An 18,228-nucleotide genomic window follows, 5' to 3' on the forward strand; every position below is an offset into this window, starting at 1 on the left:
TTCACGAGATATCTAAAGAAAGAAACGCCATATAAACTGCTACTGCACCTTCAAAGGTTTTTATATTAATCCCTGTTTTTTCAATGAATTTATCAATTCGATACTGCAAAGTATTACGATGTAAATATAATTGTTTAGCTGCAAGAGAGACATTTAAGTTACACTGGAAGAATACTTTAACGCTATCTATTAGTTCTTTATCGTTTGAAATATTTTCTAATAATTGATTCGTGTATTTTTTTCTTTCTTCTTTTGGTAATGAAATCATTAATTGATAAGGGAGAAGTTGTTCAATGTATGTAATTTTTTTTGATAAATAGGGAGAAAGAACAGAAAATAATGTTCGTTCCCATTGATACAGGTAAGTAAATTCAGTTGTTTGCGAATAACGTCTTCCAACAAAGAAGGATAGGGATATAAAAAAATCTGTTTCTAGTGTATCTAAGGCTGTTTGCAATACAGATTCCGTTATGTTTTCTTCTAAGATGAGGACACCGGCTTGCGAAGTTTCCCATAACATTGTAGTAGTAAAAGAAAACATAGACTGTAAAGCATCTTGAAATTCTTCTCTTTCTACAATAGATTGTGTTGTGAAGAAGTGTAAAAAACGAACTGATCGTATAGGGATATTGTTATTTCTGTATAATGCTTCGTACCATGATTTTTCTTTTTCCGTTTTATAAAATGTATCAGCATGAATGGGTGTTAAGATGGATGAAAGCAATTGATGTTCCTTTTGATGTAATCGAATTTTTCGAATCCCGACTTTATTTCCTTCAACTAAAAACCAGCTATAATCTTCTGACAACACAGCTTCATTGATTTTTATATCCTCACCATAATATGTTTTTAATTGTTGAATCATAGGAACACTCTCTTTCCAAAATAGTAGTAACAATATATTAAAGAAGTATAGATTCATTGCATTTATCTTTAAATTTTTGCACTAGAATCTAGTTTGTTTTTGCTAGAATTTATAGCGTTTCTGTATTGTGAAGGAGATAGATTCGTTTCTCGTTTAAATGATTGTGCAAAGAATGATTGTGAAGAAAAACCGGTAATGGTTGAAATATTAGAAATCGAATAGTTAGTAGTTTCTAACAAAATTTTACTTTCTCTAATACGAGTTTGAATTAAATATTCAATAGGCGACACACCGACGAATTTTCTAAAGGAATGGGATAGATAATATTTATTAATATGACTAATGCTTGCTAATGTATCTAGGCTGATATTTTCGTGAAAATGCTGCTTAATATAGTTTTTAATAAATTCAATATCTTTATTAATTTTTTGAGTAGATGTTTTCTCTACATTAAAAGATTTTTTTCGCATCATCTTAAGTAATAAAATTTCCAGAATATTTTGTATAATCAAATCATAATCTTCTTGATGGTTTTCCACTTCTTCGACCAATTGCTGAAGGTAGAAGAGGAAGTTTTTTTGATCCTGTTTATAGTTATGAATAGTGACAGGACTGGGATTTTCTATGGATGAAAAGGACAGGCCTTGAATACCAAGTGCAATATATTCGAGTGGATGATTTGTATCAGACTTTTCCGTGTGCTCGATATTTGGATTGACGATAATCAAATTGTGTTCTTGAACAGGGATTTCTTCTTTGTAAAAGATAAAAGTGCCTTTGCCCTTAGTAATATACAATAGCTCTGTAAAGTGATGAGCATGAATGGTACTATGCCAATCTTTATCGTATTTTGATTTTGTTATATAAAGAAGTTTTACTGGAAGATGGTTTCGTTGAAATTGTGGAATCTCATATACTTCATTGGACAAATGAATCCCTCCTTCTTAGAATTTTTATCTATTTTATAAAGATTTTAGTGGGATATTCAGTAAAAAGCAAGATATCTAAAAAACAGAACAAGATGTTTATTGTGAAAGCGTTATCTATTTTGTATTCTTTAATTATGAAAGGAAGATTAGGAGATGGGGGTAAGATAAAGATGAAAAAAAAGTTATTGTTGTCTGGAATGACAGCTTTGTTATCTTTTAGTTTAATAGCTTGCCAAAGTAATACTACAAAAGTTGATAACGCTAAGGATGGTAAAGGCTCCAGTGAAAAACAAACCCTTCATGTGGCAACACTTGAATCGGCTTATGGTAAAGAGATGTGGAACAAAGTGATTGACGCATATGAAGCTGCTAATCCTAAAGTTGATGTTAAATTGACAGTGGACAAAAATCTTGAGGATGTCATAGGCTCAAATATGAAAGCAGGAAAGTATCCGGATGTTGTGTTGTTGGCAACTGGGAGAAAACAGGCGCTAACAGAAACTTTGATTAAAGATAAAGCATTAGAAGACATTACTGATGTTTTTGATAAAAATGTTTATGGTGAAGATGTTAAAGTCAAAGATAAGTTAGTACCAGGGCTTACTGGTACACCTGCAACTAATCCTTATAATGACGGTAAAATTTATATGGCACCGATGTTCTATAGTCCAACTGGCTTATTTTATAATGCTAGTTTATTAAAAGAAAAAGGTTGGGAAGTGCCGAAGACTTGGGACGAAATGTGGGCTTTAGGAGATAAAGCGAAAGCAGAAGGGATTTCATTATTTACTTATCCTACTACAGGCTACTTTGATACATTCTTCTATTCTTTACTACTAGGGGTGGGCGGGCCTGAGTTATTTAATAAAGCTATGAAATATACAGATGGTGTTTGGGAAACTTCTGAAGCAACAAAATCTTTTGAAATTATCGGAAAATTAGGAAAGTATACAGAGCCAACTACTGTTGCGAATGCAAATGATAAAGACTACAAGAAAAATCAACAGTTGATTCTCGATAACAAAGCTTTGTTTATGCCAAATGGTACGTGGGTAGTTGGTGAAATGAAAGAAGCTCCTCGATCTAAAGGGTTTGAATGGGGCATGATGGCTTTACCAACACTTGATGCTAATAGCGACCGTTATGCATTTACTTTCTTTGAACAAATGTGGATTCCATCGGCAGCTAAAAATAAACAACTTGCTAAAGACTTCATGACGTTTGTTTATTCGGATAAGGCAGCTGAAATTTTTGCTGAGTCGAGTGCGATCCAGCCTATTAAAGGCCTTTCTAATAAACTGACAGGTGAAAATAAATCATTCTATAGTATCTATGATAATGGAGTGAAAGTGGGAATAGGTGGATTTGCTGCAACGAAAGCTGTTGAAGGTGTAAGTATGCCAGATACATTATTTAGAACGATTGACAGTGTTGTTTCTGGTGATAAAAAGGTGAAAGATTGGCAAAGCTCTGTTGAAAAAGTGAGTGACCAATTACGGTCTGCATTAAAATAAATTCGTTTTCACTATGTACAATGGTGAGTCGCCTAGTCTCACCGTTGTACTTATTAATTGAGGTGATGGCATGAATAAGACGACAGAAAAAAGAATTTTTATTTTTGTTTGTACTGCACCAGCACTAATCCTGTTAGCCATTTTTATGATTGTTCCTACGATTGAGGTATTCAGGATGTCCTTATATAAGTGGGGAGGATTTTCTAATAATAAGGTATTTGTTGGGCTCGAAAACTTCAAGATTTTATGGAATGATATGAACTTCTTTCGGTCTCTCCAAAACAGTATAGTTTTGATTGTTATCGTCACACTCATCACGATGGTGATGGCGATCTTGTTTGCCACTTTGTTAACAAGAGAAAAAATAAAAGGAAAAAGCTTCTTTCGAATTATTTTTTATATCCCTAATATTTTATCGGTTGTAGTTATCGCGGGAATATTTTCTGCAGTTTATGACCCAACTACAGGGTTGTTAAATAATTTACTTGCTTTATTTAACCTGGAACACCTACAAAAGATGTGGCTCGGAAATCAGAAAATTGCCATTTACAGCATTGGCGGGGCGCTCATTTGGCAAGCAATTGGCTACTATATGGTCATGTATATGGCGGCAATGGCAAGTATCCCGGAAAGTTTTTATGAAGCATCTGCTTTGGAAGGTGCTGGACGGTTCAGACAATTTTTTAGTATTACTTTACCGTTAATTTGGAACAACATTCGGACGACGTTAACTTTCTTCGTTATTAGTACGATTAATTTAAGTTTTCTTCTCGTTCAAGCAATGACTGGCGGCGGACCTGATGGATCGACGGAAGTGTTTTTAAGCTACATGTATAAGCAGGCTTACACGAATTCTTCTTACGGTTACGGTATGGCTATTGGGGTGGTCATTTTCTTATTCTCATTCGCATTATCTGCAATTATCAGTGGTGTTACTAAAAGGGAAGTGTTGGAGTATTAAGGAGGTCCAAAAACGATGGAAACACAAAAAAGAATGACTACAGAAACAGCTTATCGAGATCCAAAAACGATAGAAACACAAAAAGAAGTGACTGTAGAATCAGCTTATCCAGCCCCAAAAACAATGAAAACACAAAAAGGAATGACTACAGAAGCAATGTATCGCTGCTTTATCTACGTAGCACTTATTACGTTAGCAATTTCAATTGTTATTCCTGTTGCATGGGTTTTCTTAGCCTCAGTGAAGCAAAATTCGGAGTTTTATGGAAGCCCTTGGGCCATGCCGAAAAGTTTCTATTTTCAAAACTTTATCGATGCTTTCCAAAAGGCAAACATGGGTACCTATATGTTGAATTCAGTCATGGTAACTGCGTTGGCCCTTCTTATTTTATTGATTGTGGCTTTACCAGCAGCTTATGTGTTGGCAAGATATACCTTTAGAGGAAGTAAATTGATAAATACTTTTTTTAAAGCTGGATTATTCATCAATGTGAACTACATTGTTGTGCCAATTTTCTTGATGTTATTGGACGGAGATAACTTTTTACGAGGCCAACTAGGTGATGGATTGCTATTAGACAATTTATTTATTTTAGCTGTGGTATATGCGGCGACGGCGTTACCATTCACGATTTACTTGCTGTCTAGTTTTTTTCAATCGCTTCCATCTACGTATGAGGAAGCGGCGTTGGTCGATGGTGCCGGATATTTCAAAACAATGATTTCAGTTATGATTCCGATAGCTCGTCCAAGTATTATTGCCGTCATTTTATTTAATTTTCTTGCCTTTTGGAACGAATACATTATAGCTTTAACATTAATTCCAGGGCCGAATAAGACGTTACCTGTTGGGTTAATGAACTTGATGGCAGCTCAAAAATCTGCTGCAAACTATGGTCAAATGTATGCAGGAATGGTTCTTGTCATGCTGCCAACTTTGATTTTATATATCATTGTTCAAAAAAAATTAACACAAGGAATGACCCTTGGTGGTTTAAAGGATTAGAGGAGGATTTACATGAAAAGGAAAACAGGCCGAGTTACTTTACCGAGTGAAGAAAATTTTCTTAAGGAAACGAAAGAATTAATGGAACGATGGGGTGCAGATGCGATTCGCGATAGTGATGGAACAAAACTAGATAATGATATTAAACAATTGGATGCGAAAATTTATACGACCTATTTTGTTGCTCGAGCTCACAATGAGTTCGCAGAGAAGCATATGGATGAATGCCAGCAACTTTATTTAATGAGCTTGTTCAATACTGCGATTACTGACACCCTCGAAATTGATTTTATGAAAGGCTACTTTGAGGAACAATTAAAACCGGATTACGTTCACAGTCCAAAAAAATACTGGGAGGTTATTGATCGGACAACAGGAGAAGTTGTTGACGTTAATGATTGGGAAGTAAACGAAGATCAAAATCGTGTTTTGATTACGAAGGCGATTCCTTGGCATGAATATACGGTTTCATTCCTAGTCTATGCGATTTGGGATCCAACCCAAATGTACAATCATATTACTAATAATTGGGGAGATAAGCCACATGATATTCCTTTTGATGTCAGGCAGCCACATTCTAATGAATTTATGAAAACCTATTTAAAACAATGGCTGACAGAAAATCCGGATACAGATGTGGTCAGGTTTACAACGTTTTTCTATCATTTTACCCTTGTATTCAATAATCTTGGCAAAGAGAAGTTTGTCGATTGGTTCGGATATGGTGCTAGTGTTTCAGTTGCTGCTTTGGATGCTTTTCAAAAAGAAAAAGGCTATCGCTTAAGACCAGAGGACATTGTTGATCAAGGTTATTATAATACTTCGTTTCGAATTCCAACCCCAGCTTTTTTAGATTATATAGATTTTGTTCATAAGTTCGTTGCTGAAGAAGCAAAGAAACTTGTGGATATTGTCCATGAAAGTGGAAAAGAAGCAATGATGTTCCTTGGTGATAACTGGATTGGTACAGAACCATATGGAAAATACTTTGAAAATATCGGATTGGATGCAGTTGTAGGCAGTGTGGGCGGTGGAGCCACATTGCGTATGATTGCAGATATACCACATGTTCGATATACGGAAGGGCGGTTCTTACCTTATTTCTTTCCAGATACTTTTTACGAAGGTAACAACCCGACGATTGAAGCGAATGAAAATTGGCTAACGGCGCGTAGAGCTATACTGCGTAATCCTGTTGATCGTATCGGATATGGGGGGTATTTAAGTCTAGCGTATCAATTTCCAGAATTCATCTCCTATATTGAAAAAGTTACTGAGGAATTTCGTGAAATTCATGACACAATCAAAGGTGTGAAACCATATAGCGGTCTTAAAGTTGCGATTTTGAATTCTTGGGGCAAGTTGAGAACTTGGCAAACACATATGGTTGCTCATGCACTATGGTATAAACAAATTTATTCTTATTTAGGCGTTTTAGAGTCCTTGAGTGGGGCTGCCGTGGAGGTTTCGTTCATTAGTTTTGATGATGTCATGAATGATGGGATACCAGAGGATATTGATGTAATCATTAATGCCGGAGATGTGGGCACAGCTTTTTCAGGGGGGGCTAATTGGATTAATGAAAAGTTAGTCACTACAATCAGAGCTTGGATGTATAATGGCGGAGGATTCATAGGTATTGGGGAACCTACAGCTTATCAGCATGAAGGACATTATTTTCAATTGGCAAATGTCTTGGGCGTTGACAAGGAACTCGGATTCAGCTTATCAACAGATAAATATTTTATTAATCCTGTTGAAAATCATTTTATTTCTGCTGACAGCACCCAATTTAATTTTGGTGAAGGAATGAAAAATATTTATGCGTTATCAGAAGAAACCGAAATAATCGAATATTCAAATGGAGAAGTTCATCTTTCTGCTCATCCGTTTGGAGAAGGCAGAGCTGTCTATATAGCAGGGCTTCCATACAGCGAAGAAAATACACGTCTGCTGATGCGTGCGTTATACTATGCTGCCCATAAAGAAGAAGAATTTCAAAAGTATCATGCGAGCAACATTTATTGTGAAGTTCATGCATATCCATCCATCCGAAAAATGGCGATTGTTAACAATTCGATGGTCGAACAAATGACGTTTGTCTACGATGGACAAGGAAACAGGATAGAAGTGACGTTGGCACCTAGTGAAATCAGGTGGGAGGATTTTTCAAATGAAGGCTAATATCGTATTCGTTATTAAAATTGTTGTGTTTCTCGTATGCCTATCTTTCATTATCGTCTACCAAAAGACAGCTGGTAAATTTGAACTGGGTATGATGTTAATTGGATTAGCTGGTCTCTTAGGGCTGCTTTATAATTACAATCGGAAATACGTATAAATCAATTGGGGAAAGTGGATTGATTACGAAATCGCAGGTCTATGTTCAACGATAATGAACATAGAAAACTACTCAGTGCATCAAATACAAACTTAGGGGTGCAGACAAATGAAAAAGGCAGTCGGTATTGATATTGGAGGAACGAAGATTGCAGCGGGAGTTGTTTCAGATACAGGCGAACTGCTCGAACGTACGGAAGTAAAAAGTGATCCTTTAGACCGGGAAAAAATGTTTGGTAGAGTTGTAGAAGCTGTGGAACAAGTTCTCAGAAAATTATCAGTTTCCATCTCTGATATTGAGGGTATTGGCGTTGGAGTACCGGGAAAAGTGGATTGTGAGAATGGAATTGCCGTTTTTCAAAACAATTTACCGTGGAGCCAGTTTCCTATTTCAGTCCGTTTGCAGGAGCAATTTGGAATCCAGCGGATTACGATTGACAATGATGTCTATATGGCGGCTTTTGCTGAATGGAGAGCAGCACATGTAAAAGGAAATGAAACCTTTGTCTACGTGACTATAAGTACGGGAATATCTTGTTCTATCATTCATAAAGGCTCATTTTTTAGGGGAGCAGGATTTGCTGGAGAACTAGGTTTGATCCCTGTTCTATCGAAGGGGATCAATGAACGATTAGAAAAAATCGCTGCTGGGCCAGGGATCCAGAGAATAGCCGAAAGAGACTTACAGGTAGGTAAGATTTCAACAAAAGATGTTTTTGCTAGTTATATAAATGGGGTACCAGAATATCAGTCCATTATCAATGAGGTAACTGATTATTTAGCTCAAGGTCTTTATAAGATTTCCTGTTTATTAGATCCACATAGAATGGTTTTTGGTGGCAGTGTCATTGTGAAAAATCCATTTCTACTGGAGTTGATCAAAGTGAAGCTAAAGAGTTTTCAGCTTCCTGAGCAACAACATCTTTTGGAGCAGATGAGCATCAGTACATTGGCACAAAATAATGGAGTTGTTGGTGCGGGATTACGAGTATTTGAAGGTATGTAATGAGGCGATGCTGGTCTTCTTTTCTTTTATGGAGAGAATGATGGCAAATAGGTAGAGGAGTGACGAATATGTTTACATTAAGTCAAGAAAAATTAGTTTCGTTAGGCGCATCGATAACAACGGCGGAAATAAGACGGCAGCCTGATTTATGGATTGAAACCTTTGCTTTGTATATGGAGAAGAGCGAGAGAATTGATGAGTTTTTGCAAAAAATAGTAACGAAACATAATCGGGTTCGAGTTATTTTTACAGGCGCTGGAACGTCTGCTTATGTCGGTGATACAGTCACCCCTTATGTAATAGAAAAAGTAGATGAACAACAGTGGGAAGTACTAAGTATCCCGACAACTACGTTAGTTTCAAATCCTTACCAATTTTTCAAAAAGGATTTTCCAACCTTACTCGTTTCATTTGCTAGAAGCGGGAACAGCCCAGAAAGTGTCGCTTCCGTACAATTAGCTGAGCAAATAGTAAGCGATTTGTATCAAATAACGATTACTTGTGCGAAAGATGGAAAATTAGCTAAACAGGCCGTGAATAATGACAAAAACTTATTGCTATTGATGCCCGAAAAATCAAATGATCATGGTTTTGCAATGACAGGGAGTTATACTTGCATGGCGTTAACGGCATTACTTGTTTTTGATTCTATATCGACTGAAGAAAAATCAAAGATAGTGAAAGAAATTTATCAAATGGGTGAAAGTGTCATTCAAAGAGAAGACGCTATCCAAAAGATAGTAGATTTGCATTTTGACCGAATTATTTACTTAGGTTCTGGTAGTTTAGAAGGTTTAGCGAAAGAATCACAATTAAAAATATTAGAACTGACAGCTGGAAAAATTGTCACCGCTTTTGATTCACCACTAGGATTCCGGCACGGTCCAAAATCATTTGTAAACGAAAAATCATTAGTTTTTGTGTTTGTTTCTAACAATCCATATACACGTCAATATGATTTAGATATGTTAAACGAAATGCAACAAGACAACATTGCCAGCTATATATGTGCCATCGAGGTTAATGGAGAAACGAATTACGCTGGGAATAGGTTTGTATTTGGTAGCGAGGCACAGTCTGTACCAGATGCTTACTTAGCATTACCTTTTGTTATGATTGGGCAAACAATATCACTGTTAGCCTCCGTGAAAGTAGGTAATACACCAGATACACCTTCACCGACAGGAACGGTGAACCGTGTCGTTAAAGGTGTTACTATCTACGAATATGAGTAACTAGGTTAGGGGAAACATACATGTCTATTTTTATCTTTGCAGATAAGTTTTTTCTTGAGGGGAAGGTCGTAGGTCCTGGTTTTTTGGAGATAAAAGATGGAAAATTCGGTATCTTTTTAGAGAACAGGCCAGAAGAAGCGGAAGAAATCATCGATTATGCAGGATATTGGATTGCTCCTGGTCTAGTGGATACACATATTCATGGTTTTAGAAATCACGACGTTATGGACAATAATTTTGAAGGACTAAATCAAATATCGGTAGGACTCCTTTCTTGCGGCGTTACATCCTTTTTACCGACAACTTTAACATCCTCAATAGAATCGTTGAATAATGTCGTTGAAATGATTGGTGCCAATTACAAAAAAGTACAGGGCGCAAAAATTAAAGGTATCTTTTTAGAAGGGCCGTTTTTTACTGAAAAGCATAAAGGAGCACAAAACACGAAATATTTTTGTGACCCATCAGTTGATATGTTGAAAGGTTGGCAGAAATTATCAAATGATTCTATTAAAAAAATTGCGATTGCACCTGAAAGAAAAGGAGCAGCGGAATTCATTGAATATGCTGTAGGAGAAGAGATTATAGTAGCATTGGCCCATAGTGATGCAACTTATGAAGAAGCCAAGCAAGCTAGTGAAAAAGGCGCATCCGTTTTTGTTCATACTTTCAATGGTATGAGTCCGCTGCACCATCGTGAGCCAGGGATGGTTGGAGCAGCCATGAATTTAAAAGATGTTTTTACCGAAATCATATGTGATGGACATCATGTTCATCCTGTTGCTTTAAATATTTTAATGAATGTCCGTGGCAGAGAAGAGGTTGTAATGGTATCCGATTGTATGATGGCCGGAGGTATGCCTGAAGGAACGTATCAATTGGGAGAATTTCCTGTGAAAGTAAAAGGTGGGATGGCTCGTTTGGAAAGCGGAAGTTTAGCAGGTAGCATTTTGCAATTAAAAGATGCTGTCAAAAATGTCGTCGATTGGGGAATTGCCGTGCCCGAGCAAGCAATTTACATGGCGAGTACTGCACCAGCTAAAAGTATTCAACTAGATGGCGAATGTGGGAAGATCGCTAAAGGATATGCTGCTGACTTTATAGTACTGACTCCAGCGATGGATTTAGCAGCTACCTATCTTGATGGTGTGTGCCATTTTCAAGCTTAAATATTTTTCTGAAAGAGGGATTTCAAATGATTTTATCTGTCACCATGAATCCATCTGTCGATATTTCCTATTCGACTCATGAATTAAAGTTAGATGTTGTTAACCGTGTGGAAACAGTTCATAAAACTGCTGGTGGAAAAGGATTGAATGTGGCGCGAGTGATCGCTCAAATGGAAGAAGCTGTTCTAGCGACAGGTGTGATTGGTGGTACGATTGGCGAATACATTATTCAAGAATTAAATAAAAACAATATTCCAAATGACTTTTTAAAAATTAAAAAAGAATCAAGAAATTGTATTGCCATTCTTCATGAAGGGATGCAAACAGAGATTTTAGAATCAGGGCCGACATTATCCAATGAAGAAGGGATAACTTTTTTAGAAAAATTTGAATGTTTACTTACAACAGCTTCACTTGTGACAATTTCAGGTAGTTTGCCGAAAGGGTTACCGACTAACTTTTATTATCAAATGTTAGAAATCTGTAATAACAATGGAATTCCAGTGATTATAGATTCATCAGGGAAATCTTTGAAAAACGCCTTGGTGCATAAAGAAAAACCATTTGCCATCAAACCAAATAAAGCAGAATTATCTCAGTTGTTGGGCATTAACATGGAAATGGGAATCATAGATTTGAAGCAAGCATTAAACCATGAACTATTTACTGGAATTGAGTGGATTATCGTGTCATTGGGTAGTGAAGGTGCCTTTGTCAGGAATGGTGAGGACTATTACCAAGTTACGGTTCCAAAAATAGAAGTGGTCAATCCGGTTGGATCTGGTGATGCGACAGTTGCAGGGCTAGCTGTGGCATTATATCAAAATCAAACGGTTGAGACTGTTCTTAAAACGGCGATGACTACAGGAATATTAAATACGATGGAAGTTGGTACTGGTTATATTAATATAAATAAGTTTAAACAATACTTTGATCTCATTAAAATTGAAAAAATAGATTAGTAGAGGAGAATGTTGATGTTAGAACTAACCAAGAATAAATTGGAAGCTCTAAAACGTTTATCTGCTGAAAATGGCATAATTGGAGCATTGGCTATTGATCAACGCGGTTCATTGAAAAAAATGATTGCGTCTGGCGGTGCAAGTCATGTTGGAGATGAGGGCATTATCCGTTTCAAAGAATTGGTTTCTGAGGAATTAACACCATTTGCAACAGCAATTCTTTTGGACCCGGAATACGGACTGCCAGCGGCAAAGGTCCGACATAAAGAATCAGGCTTAATAGTAGCGTATGAAAAAACCGGATACGATGCGTCAGAAGTAGGACGGTTACCAGATTTATTATCGGAATGGTCAGTGAAACGATTAAAGGCAGCAGGTGCCGATGCTATTAAATTCTTACTCTACTATGATTTCGATGAAGATGAAAAAATTAATAACTATAAACATGTCTATATGGAACGTATCGGATCTGAGTGTGCTGCTGAAGATATTCCATTTTTCTTGGAGATTGTTACTTATGATGCTGAAAATGATGATGCGAAAAGTAAAGAGTACGCAAAAATAAAACCACATAAAGTGATTGAGGCTATGAAGGAGTTCTCGAAATCTCAATACCAAGTAGATGTTTTAAAAGTAGAGGTTCCGGTGGATATGAATTTTGTGGAAGGGTATACGACAGGTGAATTCGTTTACAGAAAAGAAGAAGCTGCTTCTTTTTTCAAAGAACAAAGTGAAGTAACTGAGCTGCCGTTTATCTTCTTAAGTGCAGGTGTAAGTGCTAAATTATTCCAAGAAACATTGAAATTTGCTAAAGAATCCGGTTCTACCTTTAACGGAGTGTTATGTGGTCGGGCAACCTGGAAGGACGGTGTGGCACCTTTTGCTATAAGCGGCGAACAAGCAGGTCGTGATTGGTTAAAAGATACTGGTAAAAGGAACGCTGAAGAACTAAATCTCGTGTTGAAAGAGACAGCCAACTCATGGTTTGCTAAAGTAAAACAAACAGCGGATCTTCAAAGTTAGTACGATATCTTTCCTTCTATATGTCCTTTATTTCTTTCTAGCTTTAAGTGATAATTGCATCAGAATCAATTTTTAAACGGAATGACAAATTAAGAGCAGACATTCGTCTGCTCTTTTTTTAGTGTGTCCAACATGGTGAAAACCCTAGAATGAAAATCGAGAACAGCAAGGGCAGTAGTAACTATAGCTTCGGGTAAAGGTATATGGGGACCCTTTATATATAAAGAAAATGGTAAGTACTAATAGCTATGTACAATCAAACTAATTGAATTTTAGTGGGGTTTCGCCAAAAAATACACTTGAAAAAGCTAACAATATCTTTGTATTGTAAGCGTTTTTAAAAAGACAATATACCTAAAAAAAGAAACAATATCTTTATTGTGTAGGCACTTTAAAAAAACTATTCTAAACATAAGTGAAAGCGGTGCCTTTCAGGTTTTTGTTTATTTCAAAATTAATGTGCAGGTATCGTCTTTAACCAAAATTTTAAATTCAAGGGAGGAAAAGAATTGGAAAATAAGCATTTCAAGAGAGTTTTTAATACCCTTCTTGCATGTATGTTGATTGTGCCAACACTTTTAGTAAGCATGATTGTGCCGCGGCATGTAGGGGCAAATACGTCTAATCCATGGGTTACAATTTCATCTGTTGGAAACGAAATCAATGCATTAATAGAACAAAATGGTAAGTCATATGCAAGGCTTGGAGCAGGTGCTGGCAACGATAATGGGGCTAAAGCTGCAGTTTTTCAAGAACAGAATAAAGTCGCTAAAGAATCAGGAACGATGGAATATAGTTTTATTCCAGAAACAAAGGGACAAGATACTAGATTCGGTTTTTATCCTCATTATATTGACAATAATAATTTCGTTTTTGTAGGCTACGACTCACTTGGATGGTTCTACGAATACAAATATCAAGGGAAAGGTGAATGGCTAAAAACTAGACCTAATGTTCCACTTCCAGAGGCTGGAACTTCGCACTCTATTAAAATTGATTATAATAAAACCACTTTGAATATTACGTTAGATGGAAAAGATTTATTTGGACCGGTTACCTTATCTAATGATGTAAATAACCTTCTTACAGGTAAGGAAGCGATTAAACTTGGGGCTTATGGAGATAAAAATAGTCAAGTACTCATTGAATTAGGAAAGGCGCCTGGGGATGGAGGCACAGATCCAGGAAATGAAAAACTTGTCGATATTACGGATAATAAATTGGAAGAAGGTGATTTGAAAATTATCTCAGGTGACGGAAAAGTTACCTATAATGAAGATGGTTCAGCCACTTTCGGTGTTACATCTACCCAAAAGAATCGAATTGTCTACAACCAAATGAAGGCGATTAAAAATGGTGTTTTTGAAGCGGATGTTACTACTAATACTGATAAGATGAATCGTTTTGGATTTATCTATCGTGTTCAAAATTCATCTACATACACATATGTAGGAACAGGGGATACGAACGATCAGTATTTTGGAGAAACTTTTGGCCCTATAAACAATTGGACGTCGATGACTTCAAACGTGCCGTTAAAAGCAAAACAAACATACCATTTACGTTTAGTATTCATGGACGATGTTGCGACGTTATACATTGATGGTAAAAAGGTAGATTCTTGGACTTTAACAGGTGGTGTAGATCAAGCTGGCTTACTAGGATTTGAAAAAAGCCGAGGTGCTGCCGATATTACGATTTCAAATGTCAAAATAAAGGAATATAGTGCACCAAAGCCTCCAGATACTCAACCAGTAGAAAATATAATAAAGTCAAAGTATATGGACGTCACAATTGACCAAGTATTCCCGCGGATTGTGAAATACAAAGTGGGCGATAAAGTAATGAGCGGACAGGAAGCTCCTGTTTACGGATTGAAAGTAAATGGTGGACTATACTATCCTAAAGTAAACTTTGAAAAGTTAAACGATAGTGAAGCACTATATACATTAAAAGTTGTAGATGAAATGAAAAACCTTGATGCGGTATTTAAGGTATCTGTAAAGGTGAATGATAATAAGGTTGTTTATAGCTTCGATGAAATTAAGAATAATGGTAGTGCCAAAATCGAGACGGTTGAGTTTGCTGATATGAACTTTATATCGGTAAATTCGGAACAAAAAGGTGCAAAAGCTAAATTAACGAATATTAGTACAGATGTTAGGAAAACAGGTGATGTAGATGTAAGCGTAGATTCTTCTATGGGAGAAATAGGTACATCTACTAAAAATTATACAGCATTCTTGTCAGCTGACGAATTGAGCGCAGGTGTATGGTCTAGTTCAGAAGTGGACGGCTATAAAAATTTAGTTGCAAATCGATATGTAAATAAAAATGGTGCTAAAGCAATGGGAATCGGTTCTAGTGCACTTTATTATCAAAGAGATTTTATGCCAGAACCACAAAAAGATAAACCAACTATTAAAATAGCTATTGCTAAAGATTTGAATAATGATAATAAGGCAGACTGGCAAGATGCGGCGATTGCATACCGTGATATTATGCAAGACATTAAAGGATACCAAGATGTAAACAATAATGTTGGAATGCGTATTGCAATGAATTTCGGCTCACAAGCGCAACAACCATTCTTAAAAACATCCGATAATGTGAAAAAGGTTGCTCTTGCTACAGATGAATTGGGGCAAGCGGTCATATTAAAAGGATATGCAAACGAAGGGCATGATAGTGGTCATCCAGATTATGGTGATGTGGGCGAACGTATGGGAGGCGTTAAAGATTTAAATACGCTTATTAAAGAGGGACATAAGTATAATACCCAATTCGGTGTCCATATAAATGCTCAAGAAACTTATCCAGAAGCGAAAGCTTTCAATAATGATTTTATTGATCGTCCAAGTTCATTAGGATGGGGATGGTTAGATCAATCTTATACAATTAATAAATTAAAAGATTTGTATTCTGGATCACGTGCGAAGAGACTAGATGAATTGAAAACGACTGTTCCTGATCTTGACTTTATTTATTTAGATGTATGGTATCAAAATCAATGGGAATCAAATAGAATAGCAGATCAATTTAAAGATAGAGGTTGGAGATTAACAACGGAATTTGGTGGTTCTATGGCCAATTACTCAACGTGGCAACATTGGGCTACTGATAAAAACTACGGTGGACCGGAAAGTAAAGGGATTAACTCAGAAGTACTGCGTTTTATTAGTAATCACCAAAGAGATTCTTGGGTGTTGAATTGGCCTGAAGTAGGTGGAACTGCTGACCATCCATTACTTGGTGGATTTGAATTAGCTGGTTTCGAAGGATGGCAATCTGATAAGAATTTCGATAACTTTATTCGTATGACATTTGATACGAATTTACCTACTAAATTCCTACAAAAATATTATATAACGAACTGGACAAATGTAGAAGGGGATAAGAGCAAGACGAACTTAGAAAAGGAAATAAAATTGAAGGACCCAAGCAATGGGGATGTTGTCGATGTAACTAGAAAAGACAATGCTAGAGAACGTGTTATTAAGCTAAATGGAAATGTTATACTTGATGGCCATGCGTATTTAATTCCTTGGGTGAAACAAGACTTTAAAAATCCAACTCCTGATTCAGAAAAATTATATCACTGGAATTTGGAAGGTGGTACAACGACTTGGACACTTCCAGATGAATATAAAAATGCCACTACTGTTTATGTATACAAATTGACAGATCAAGGTAGAACAGATGTGAAAGAAGTAAAGGTCGTAAATAATAAGATAACTTTGACAGCAAGTGCCGCAACTCCTTATGTTGTCGTACCAAAAAGAGATAAGGGTTTGGAAATCTTTGACTACAATTGGGGCAAGGATGCTCATATATATGATGGGGGATTCAATACAGGAAAAGTAAGCGCATATACAACTATTGAGGGTGATAATAAAGCAGTAAGCGTCATCAGAACGAATCAAACTGGAAACAACCGTAATGTAAGTAGTGGAGATTACTACTTAAACATTGATAGTCCATCAAAAGATACAACTGTTTCCCGTGTCCTTACTGGTTTGGAATCAGGTAAAGATTACGTAGCAGAGGTATATGTTGAAAACAATAGTGATGTAAAGGCCGGAATTACAGTAACAGGTGGGAAAGAAGATGCTAGCAATTACACACTTCGCAGCCTGCAAAAGAACTATGTTAAGGCAGATTCACATGCCACAAATGATGGATACAACAGCAAAATGCAAATCATGCAAGTGAGCTTTACAGCTGTATCTAATAGGGCTAAATTAACTCTAAGCCGTGATTCTGGGAAAGGGAACACAAAATTTGATGACATTCGAATCGTTCAAAAGTCTTTAAAAAATAATGTCTCACCGACGGAATTTAAACAAGATTTTGAATCGGTAGTACAAGGTATTTATCCATTTGTTATTGGTAATACAGAAGGTGTAGAAGACAACAGAATTCATTTGTCTGAATTGCATGCTCCATATACGCAAAAAGGATGGGCAGGTAAAAAATTAGTCGATGATGTATTAGGTGGGAATTGGTCCGTTAAAGTGAACACCGGAAATAAAGGTTTGCTGTACCGTACTATTCCTCAAAATTATCGTTTCGAACCAGGCGTAACTTATAAAGTATCATTTGACTACCAAACAACAGCAAATGCATTCCGCTTTATTTCAGGGGATCAAGAAATTGATGTTCGAGACATAGCAAGTGCAAAGGGACTAAGTGTGAATAACACTCTTACTGCATCTACTGACACAAAAAGAGCAGAGTTTACTGTGACAGGTTCTGAGAATGCTCAAACTTACGTTGGAATTTTCAGTGATGGAACGAATTTAAACGGAGATACCGGAGCGGGTACGTTTATTTTAGATAATTTACGTATTGAAAAGGTGACTACAGGGGGAGAGACACAGAGGTAAAAATCTCAAATTAAGATAAAGCGAGTTTTATCGTTCGTGTAATATCGTGAAAGAAAAGAGGTTGACCGAAAGGTAGCTGAATAGCTATAAAGGTTAACCTCTTTTTCATATAAGTATGTCACCACAACGAAATTACGGGCAGAAAGGAAGGATTCTCTTAGGTTTGTAGAGTATAAAAAGAAGTTGTCACCAAAAGATCAATTTTAAGGATCCTTTGAGACAACCTCTTTCAATTTAAAGCAACTGATTCTATTTATCCCGCTTTAATGGGCAGTAAGACCCCCACCTCAAAATGCAGCGAAAGCAAGAAGTTAGGTGGGGGATGAAGAAAAC

13 protein-coding genes are annotated in these 18,228 nt (G+C 36.5%); 11 read left to right on the forward strand and 2 right to left on the reverse strand.

All coding sequences use genetic code 11. The annotated features are described in order from the left end of the window. Position 1: 1 nt before the first annotated feature. Positions 2 to 865: a PucR family transcriptional regulator gene (locus tag PDQ40_RS02835; protein ID WP_000615939.1), complete on the reverse strand. Its 864-nt coding sequence runs from the start codon at positions 863 to 865 to the stop codon at positions 2 to 4. 68 nt (positions 866 to 933) lie between these two features. Further along, on the reverse strand, positions 934 to 1,794 hold the full coding sequence (locus PDQ40_RS02840; RefSeq protein WP_000064378.1) for an AraC family transcriptional regulator: 861 nt from the start codon (positions 1,792 to 1,794) through the stop codon (positions 934 to 936). Between the two features lie 170 nt (positions 1,795 to 1,964). Here PDQ40_RS02840 and PDQ40_RS02845 point away from each other — a divergent pair, with 170 nt between their 5' ends. The 11 genes from PDQ40_RS02845 to PDQ40_RS02895 all read left to right on the forward strand — a co-directional run bounded on the left by PDQ40_RS02845 (position 1,965) and on the right by PDQ40_RS02895 (position 17,895). Beyond that, positions 1,965 to 3,308 (forward strand): carbohydrate ABC transporter substrate-binding protein, encoded by a 1,344-nt coding sequence (locus PDQ40_RS02845; RefSeq protein ID WP_025991674.1) that lies wholly within the window; start codon positions 1,965 to 1,967, stop codon positions 3,306 to 3,308. Between the two features lie 70 nt (positions 3,309 to 3,378). Then, the gene (locus PDQ40_RS02850) at positions 3,379 to 4,269 is read left to right on the forward strand and encodes a carbohydrate ABC transporter permease (protein ID WP_001044589.1); all 891 of its coding nucleotides are present in this window, start codon (positions 3,379 to 3,381) and stop codon (positions 4,267 to 4,269) included. Between the two features lie 15 nt (positions 4,270 to 4,284). Next, positions 4,285 to 5,274 carry a carbohydrate ABC transporter permease gene (locus tag PDQ40_RS02855; RefSeq protein WP_000449885.1) on the forward strand — a complete coding sequence of 330 codons (990 nt, stop codon included), beginning with the start codon at positions 4,285 to 4,287 and terminating at the stop codon, positions 5,272 to 5,274. Positions 5,275 to 5,286: 12 nt separating this feature from the next. Further along, positions 5,287 to 7,458 carry a 1,3-beta-galactosyl-N-acetylhexosamine phosphorylase gene (gene gnpA, locus PDQ40_RS02860; RefSeq protein ID WP_000824198.1) on the forward strand — a complete coding sequence of 724 codons (2,172 nt, stop codon included), beginning with the start codon at positions 5,287 to 5,289 and terminating at the stop codon, positions 7,456 to 7,458. Further along, complete coding sequence (locus tag PDQ40_RS02865; protein ID WP_000646587.1) at positions 7,448 to 7,615, forward strand: DUF6903 family protein; 168 nt, start codon at positions 7,448 to 7,450, stop codon at positions 7,613 to 7,615. Before gnpA ends, PDQ40_RS02865 begins: the two co-directional genes overlap by 11 nt. 108 nt (positions 7,616 to 7,723) lie before the next feature. Beyond that, on the forward strand, positions 7,724 to 8,620 hold the full coding sequence (locus PDQ40_RS02870; RefSeq protein WP_061536519.1) for an ROK family protein: 897 nt from the start codon (positions 7,724 to 7,726) through the stop codon (positions 8,618 to 8,620). A gap of 68 nt (positions 8,621 to 8,688) precedes the next feature. Further along, the gene (locus PDQ40_RS02875) at positions 8,689 to 9,855 is read left to right on the forward strand and encodes an SIS domain-containing protein (RefSeq protein WP_000494694.1); all 1,167 of its coding nucleotides are present in this window, start codon (positions 8,689 to 8,691) and stop codon (positions 9,853 to 9,855) included. A 20-nt stretch (positions 9,856 to 9,875) separates the two neighbouring features. Then, positions 9,876 to 11,024, forward strand: a complete 1,149-nt coding sequence (nagA, locus tag PDQ40_RS02880; protein WP_270691221.1) for an N-acetylglucosamine-6-phosphate deacetylase — start codon at positions 9,876 to 9,878, stop codon at positions 11,022 to 11,024. A 26-nt stretch (positions 11,025 to 11,050) separates the two neighbouring features. Next, positions 11,051 to 11,986 carry a hexose kinase gene (locus PDQ40_RS02885; RefSeq protein ID WP_000603957.1) on the forward strand — a complete coding sequence of 312 codons (936 nt, stop codon included), beginning with the start codon at positions 11,051 to 11,053 and terminating at the stop codon, positions 11,984 to 11,986. A gap of 15 nt (positions 11,987 to 12,001) precedes the next feature. Next, the gene (gene lacD / locus PDQ40_RS02890; protein WP_000891851.1) at positions 12,002 to 13,009 is read left to right on the forward strand and encodes a tagatose-bisphosphate aldolase; all 1,008 of its coding nucleotides are present in this window, start codon (positions 12,002 to 12,004) and stop codon (positions 13,007 to 13,009) included. 509 nt (positions 13,010 to 13,518) lie between these two features. After that, on the forward strand, positions 13,519 to 17,895 hold the full coding sequence (locus PDQ40_RS02895) for an endo-alpha-N-acetylgalactosaminidase family protein (RefSeq protein ID WP_229136393.1): 4,377 nt from the start codon (positions 13,519 to 13,521) through the stop codon (positions 17,893 to 17,895). Positions 17,896 to 18,228: the final 333 nt, after the last annotated feature.

This window comes from Bacillus cereus group sp. Bc061 (assembly GCF_027715825.1).
In the GTDB taxonomy this organism is placed as follows: domain Bacteria; phylum Bacillota; class Bacilli; order Bacillales; family Bacillaceae_G; genus Bacillus_A; species Bacillus_A paranthracis.

What these genes read in the sequence shown, in the direction of transcription:
- PDQ40_RS02835 (WP_000615939.1), bottom strand. Translation starts at nt 865, where the DNA reads ATGATTCAACAATTAAAAACATATTATGGTGAGGATATAAAAATCAAT.
- PDQ40_RS02845 (WP_025991674.1), top strand. Translation starts at nt 1,965, where the DNA reads ATGAAAAAAAAGTTATTGTTGTCTGGAATGACAGCTTTGTTATCTTTT.
- PDQ40_RS02850 (WP_001044589.1), top strand. Translation starts at nt 3,379, where the DNA reads ATGAATAAGACGACAGAAAAAAGAATTTTTATTTTTGTTTGTACTGCA.
- PDQ40_RS02855 (WP_000449885.1), top strand. Translation starts at nt 4,285, where the DNA reads ATGGAAACACAAAAAAGAATGACTACAGAAACAGCTTATCGAGATCCA.
- gnpA (WP_000824198.1), top strand. Translation starts at nt 5,287, where the DNA reads ATGAAAAGGAAAACAGGCCGAGTTACTTTACCGAGTGAAGAAAATTTT.
- PDQ40_RS02865 (WP_000646587.1), top strand. Translation starts at nt 7,448, where the DNA reads ATGAAGGCTAATATCGTATTCGTTATTAAAATTGTTGTGTTTCTCGTA.
- PDQ40_RS02870 (WP_061536519.1), top strand. Translation starts at nt 7,724, where the DNA reads ATGAAAAAGGCAGTCGGTATTGATATTGGAGGAACGAAGATTGCAGCG.
- PDQ40_RS02875 (WP_000494694.1), top strand. Translation starts at nt 8,689, where the DNA reads ATGTTTACATTAAGTCAAGAAAAATTAGTTTCGTTAGGCGCATCGATA.
- nagA (WP_270691221.1), top strand. Translation starts at nt 9,876, where the DNA reads ATGTCTATTTTTATCTTTGCAGATAAGTTTTTTCTTGAGGGGAAGGTC.
- PDQ40_RS02885 (WP_000603957.1), top strand. Translation starts at nt 11,051, where the DNA reads ATGATTTTATCTGTCACCATGAATCCATCTGTCGATATTTCCTATTCG.
- lacD (WP_000891851.1), top strand. Translation starts at nt 12,002, where the DNA reads ATGTTAGAACTAACCAAGAATAAATTGGAAGCTCTAAAACGTTTATCT.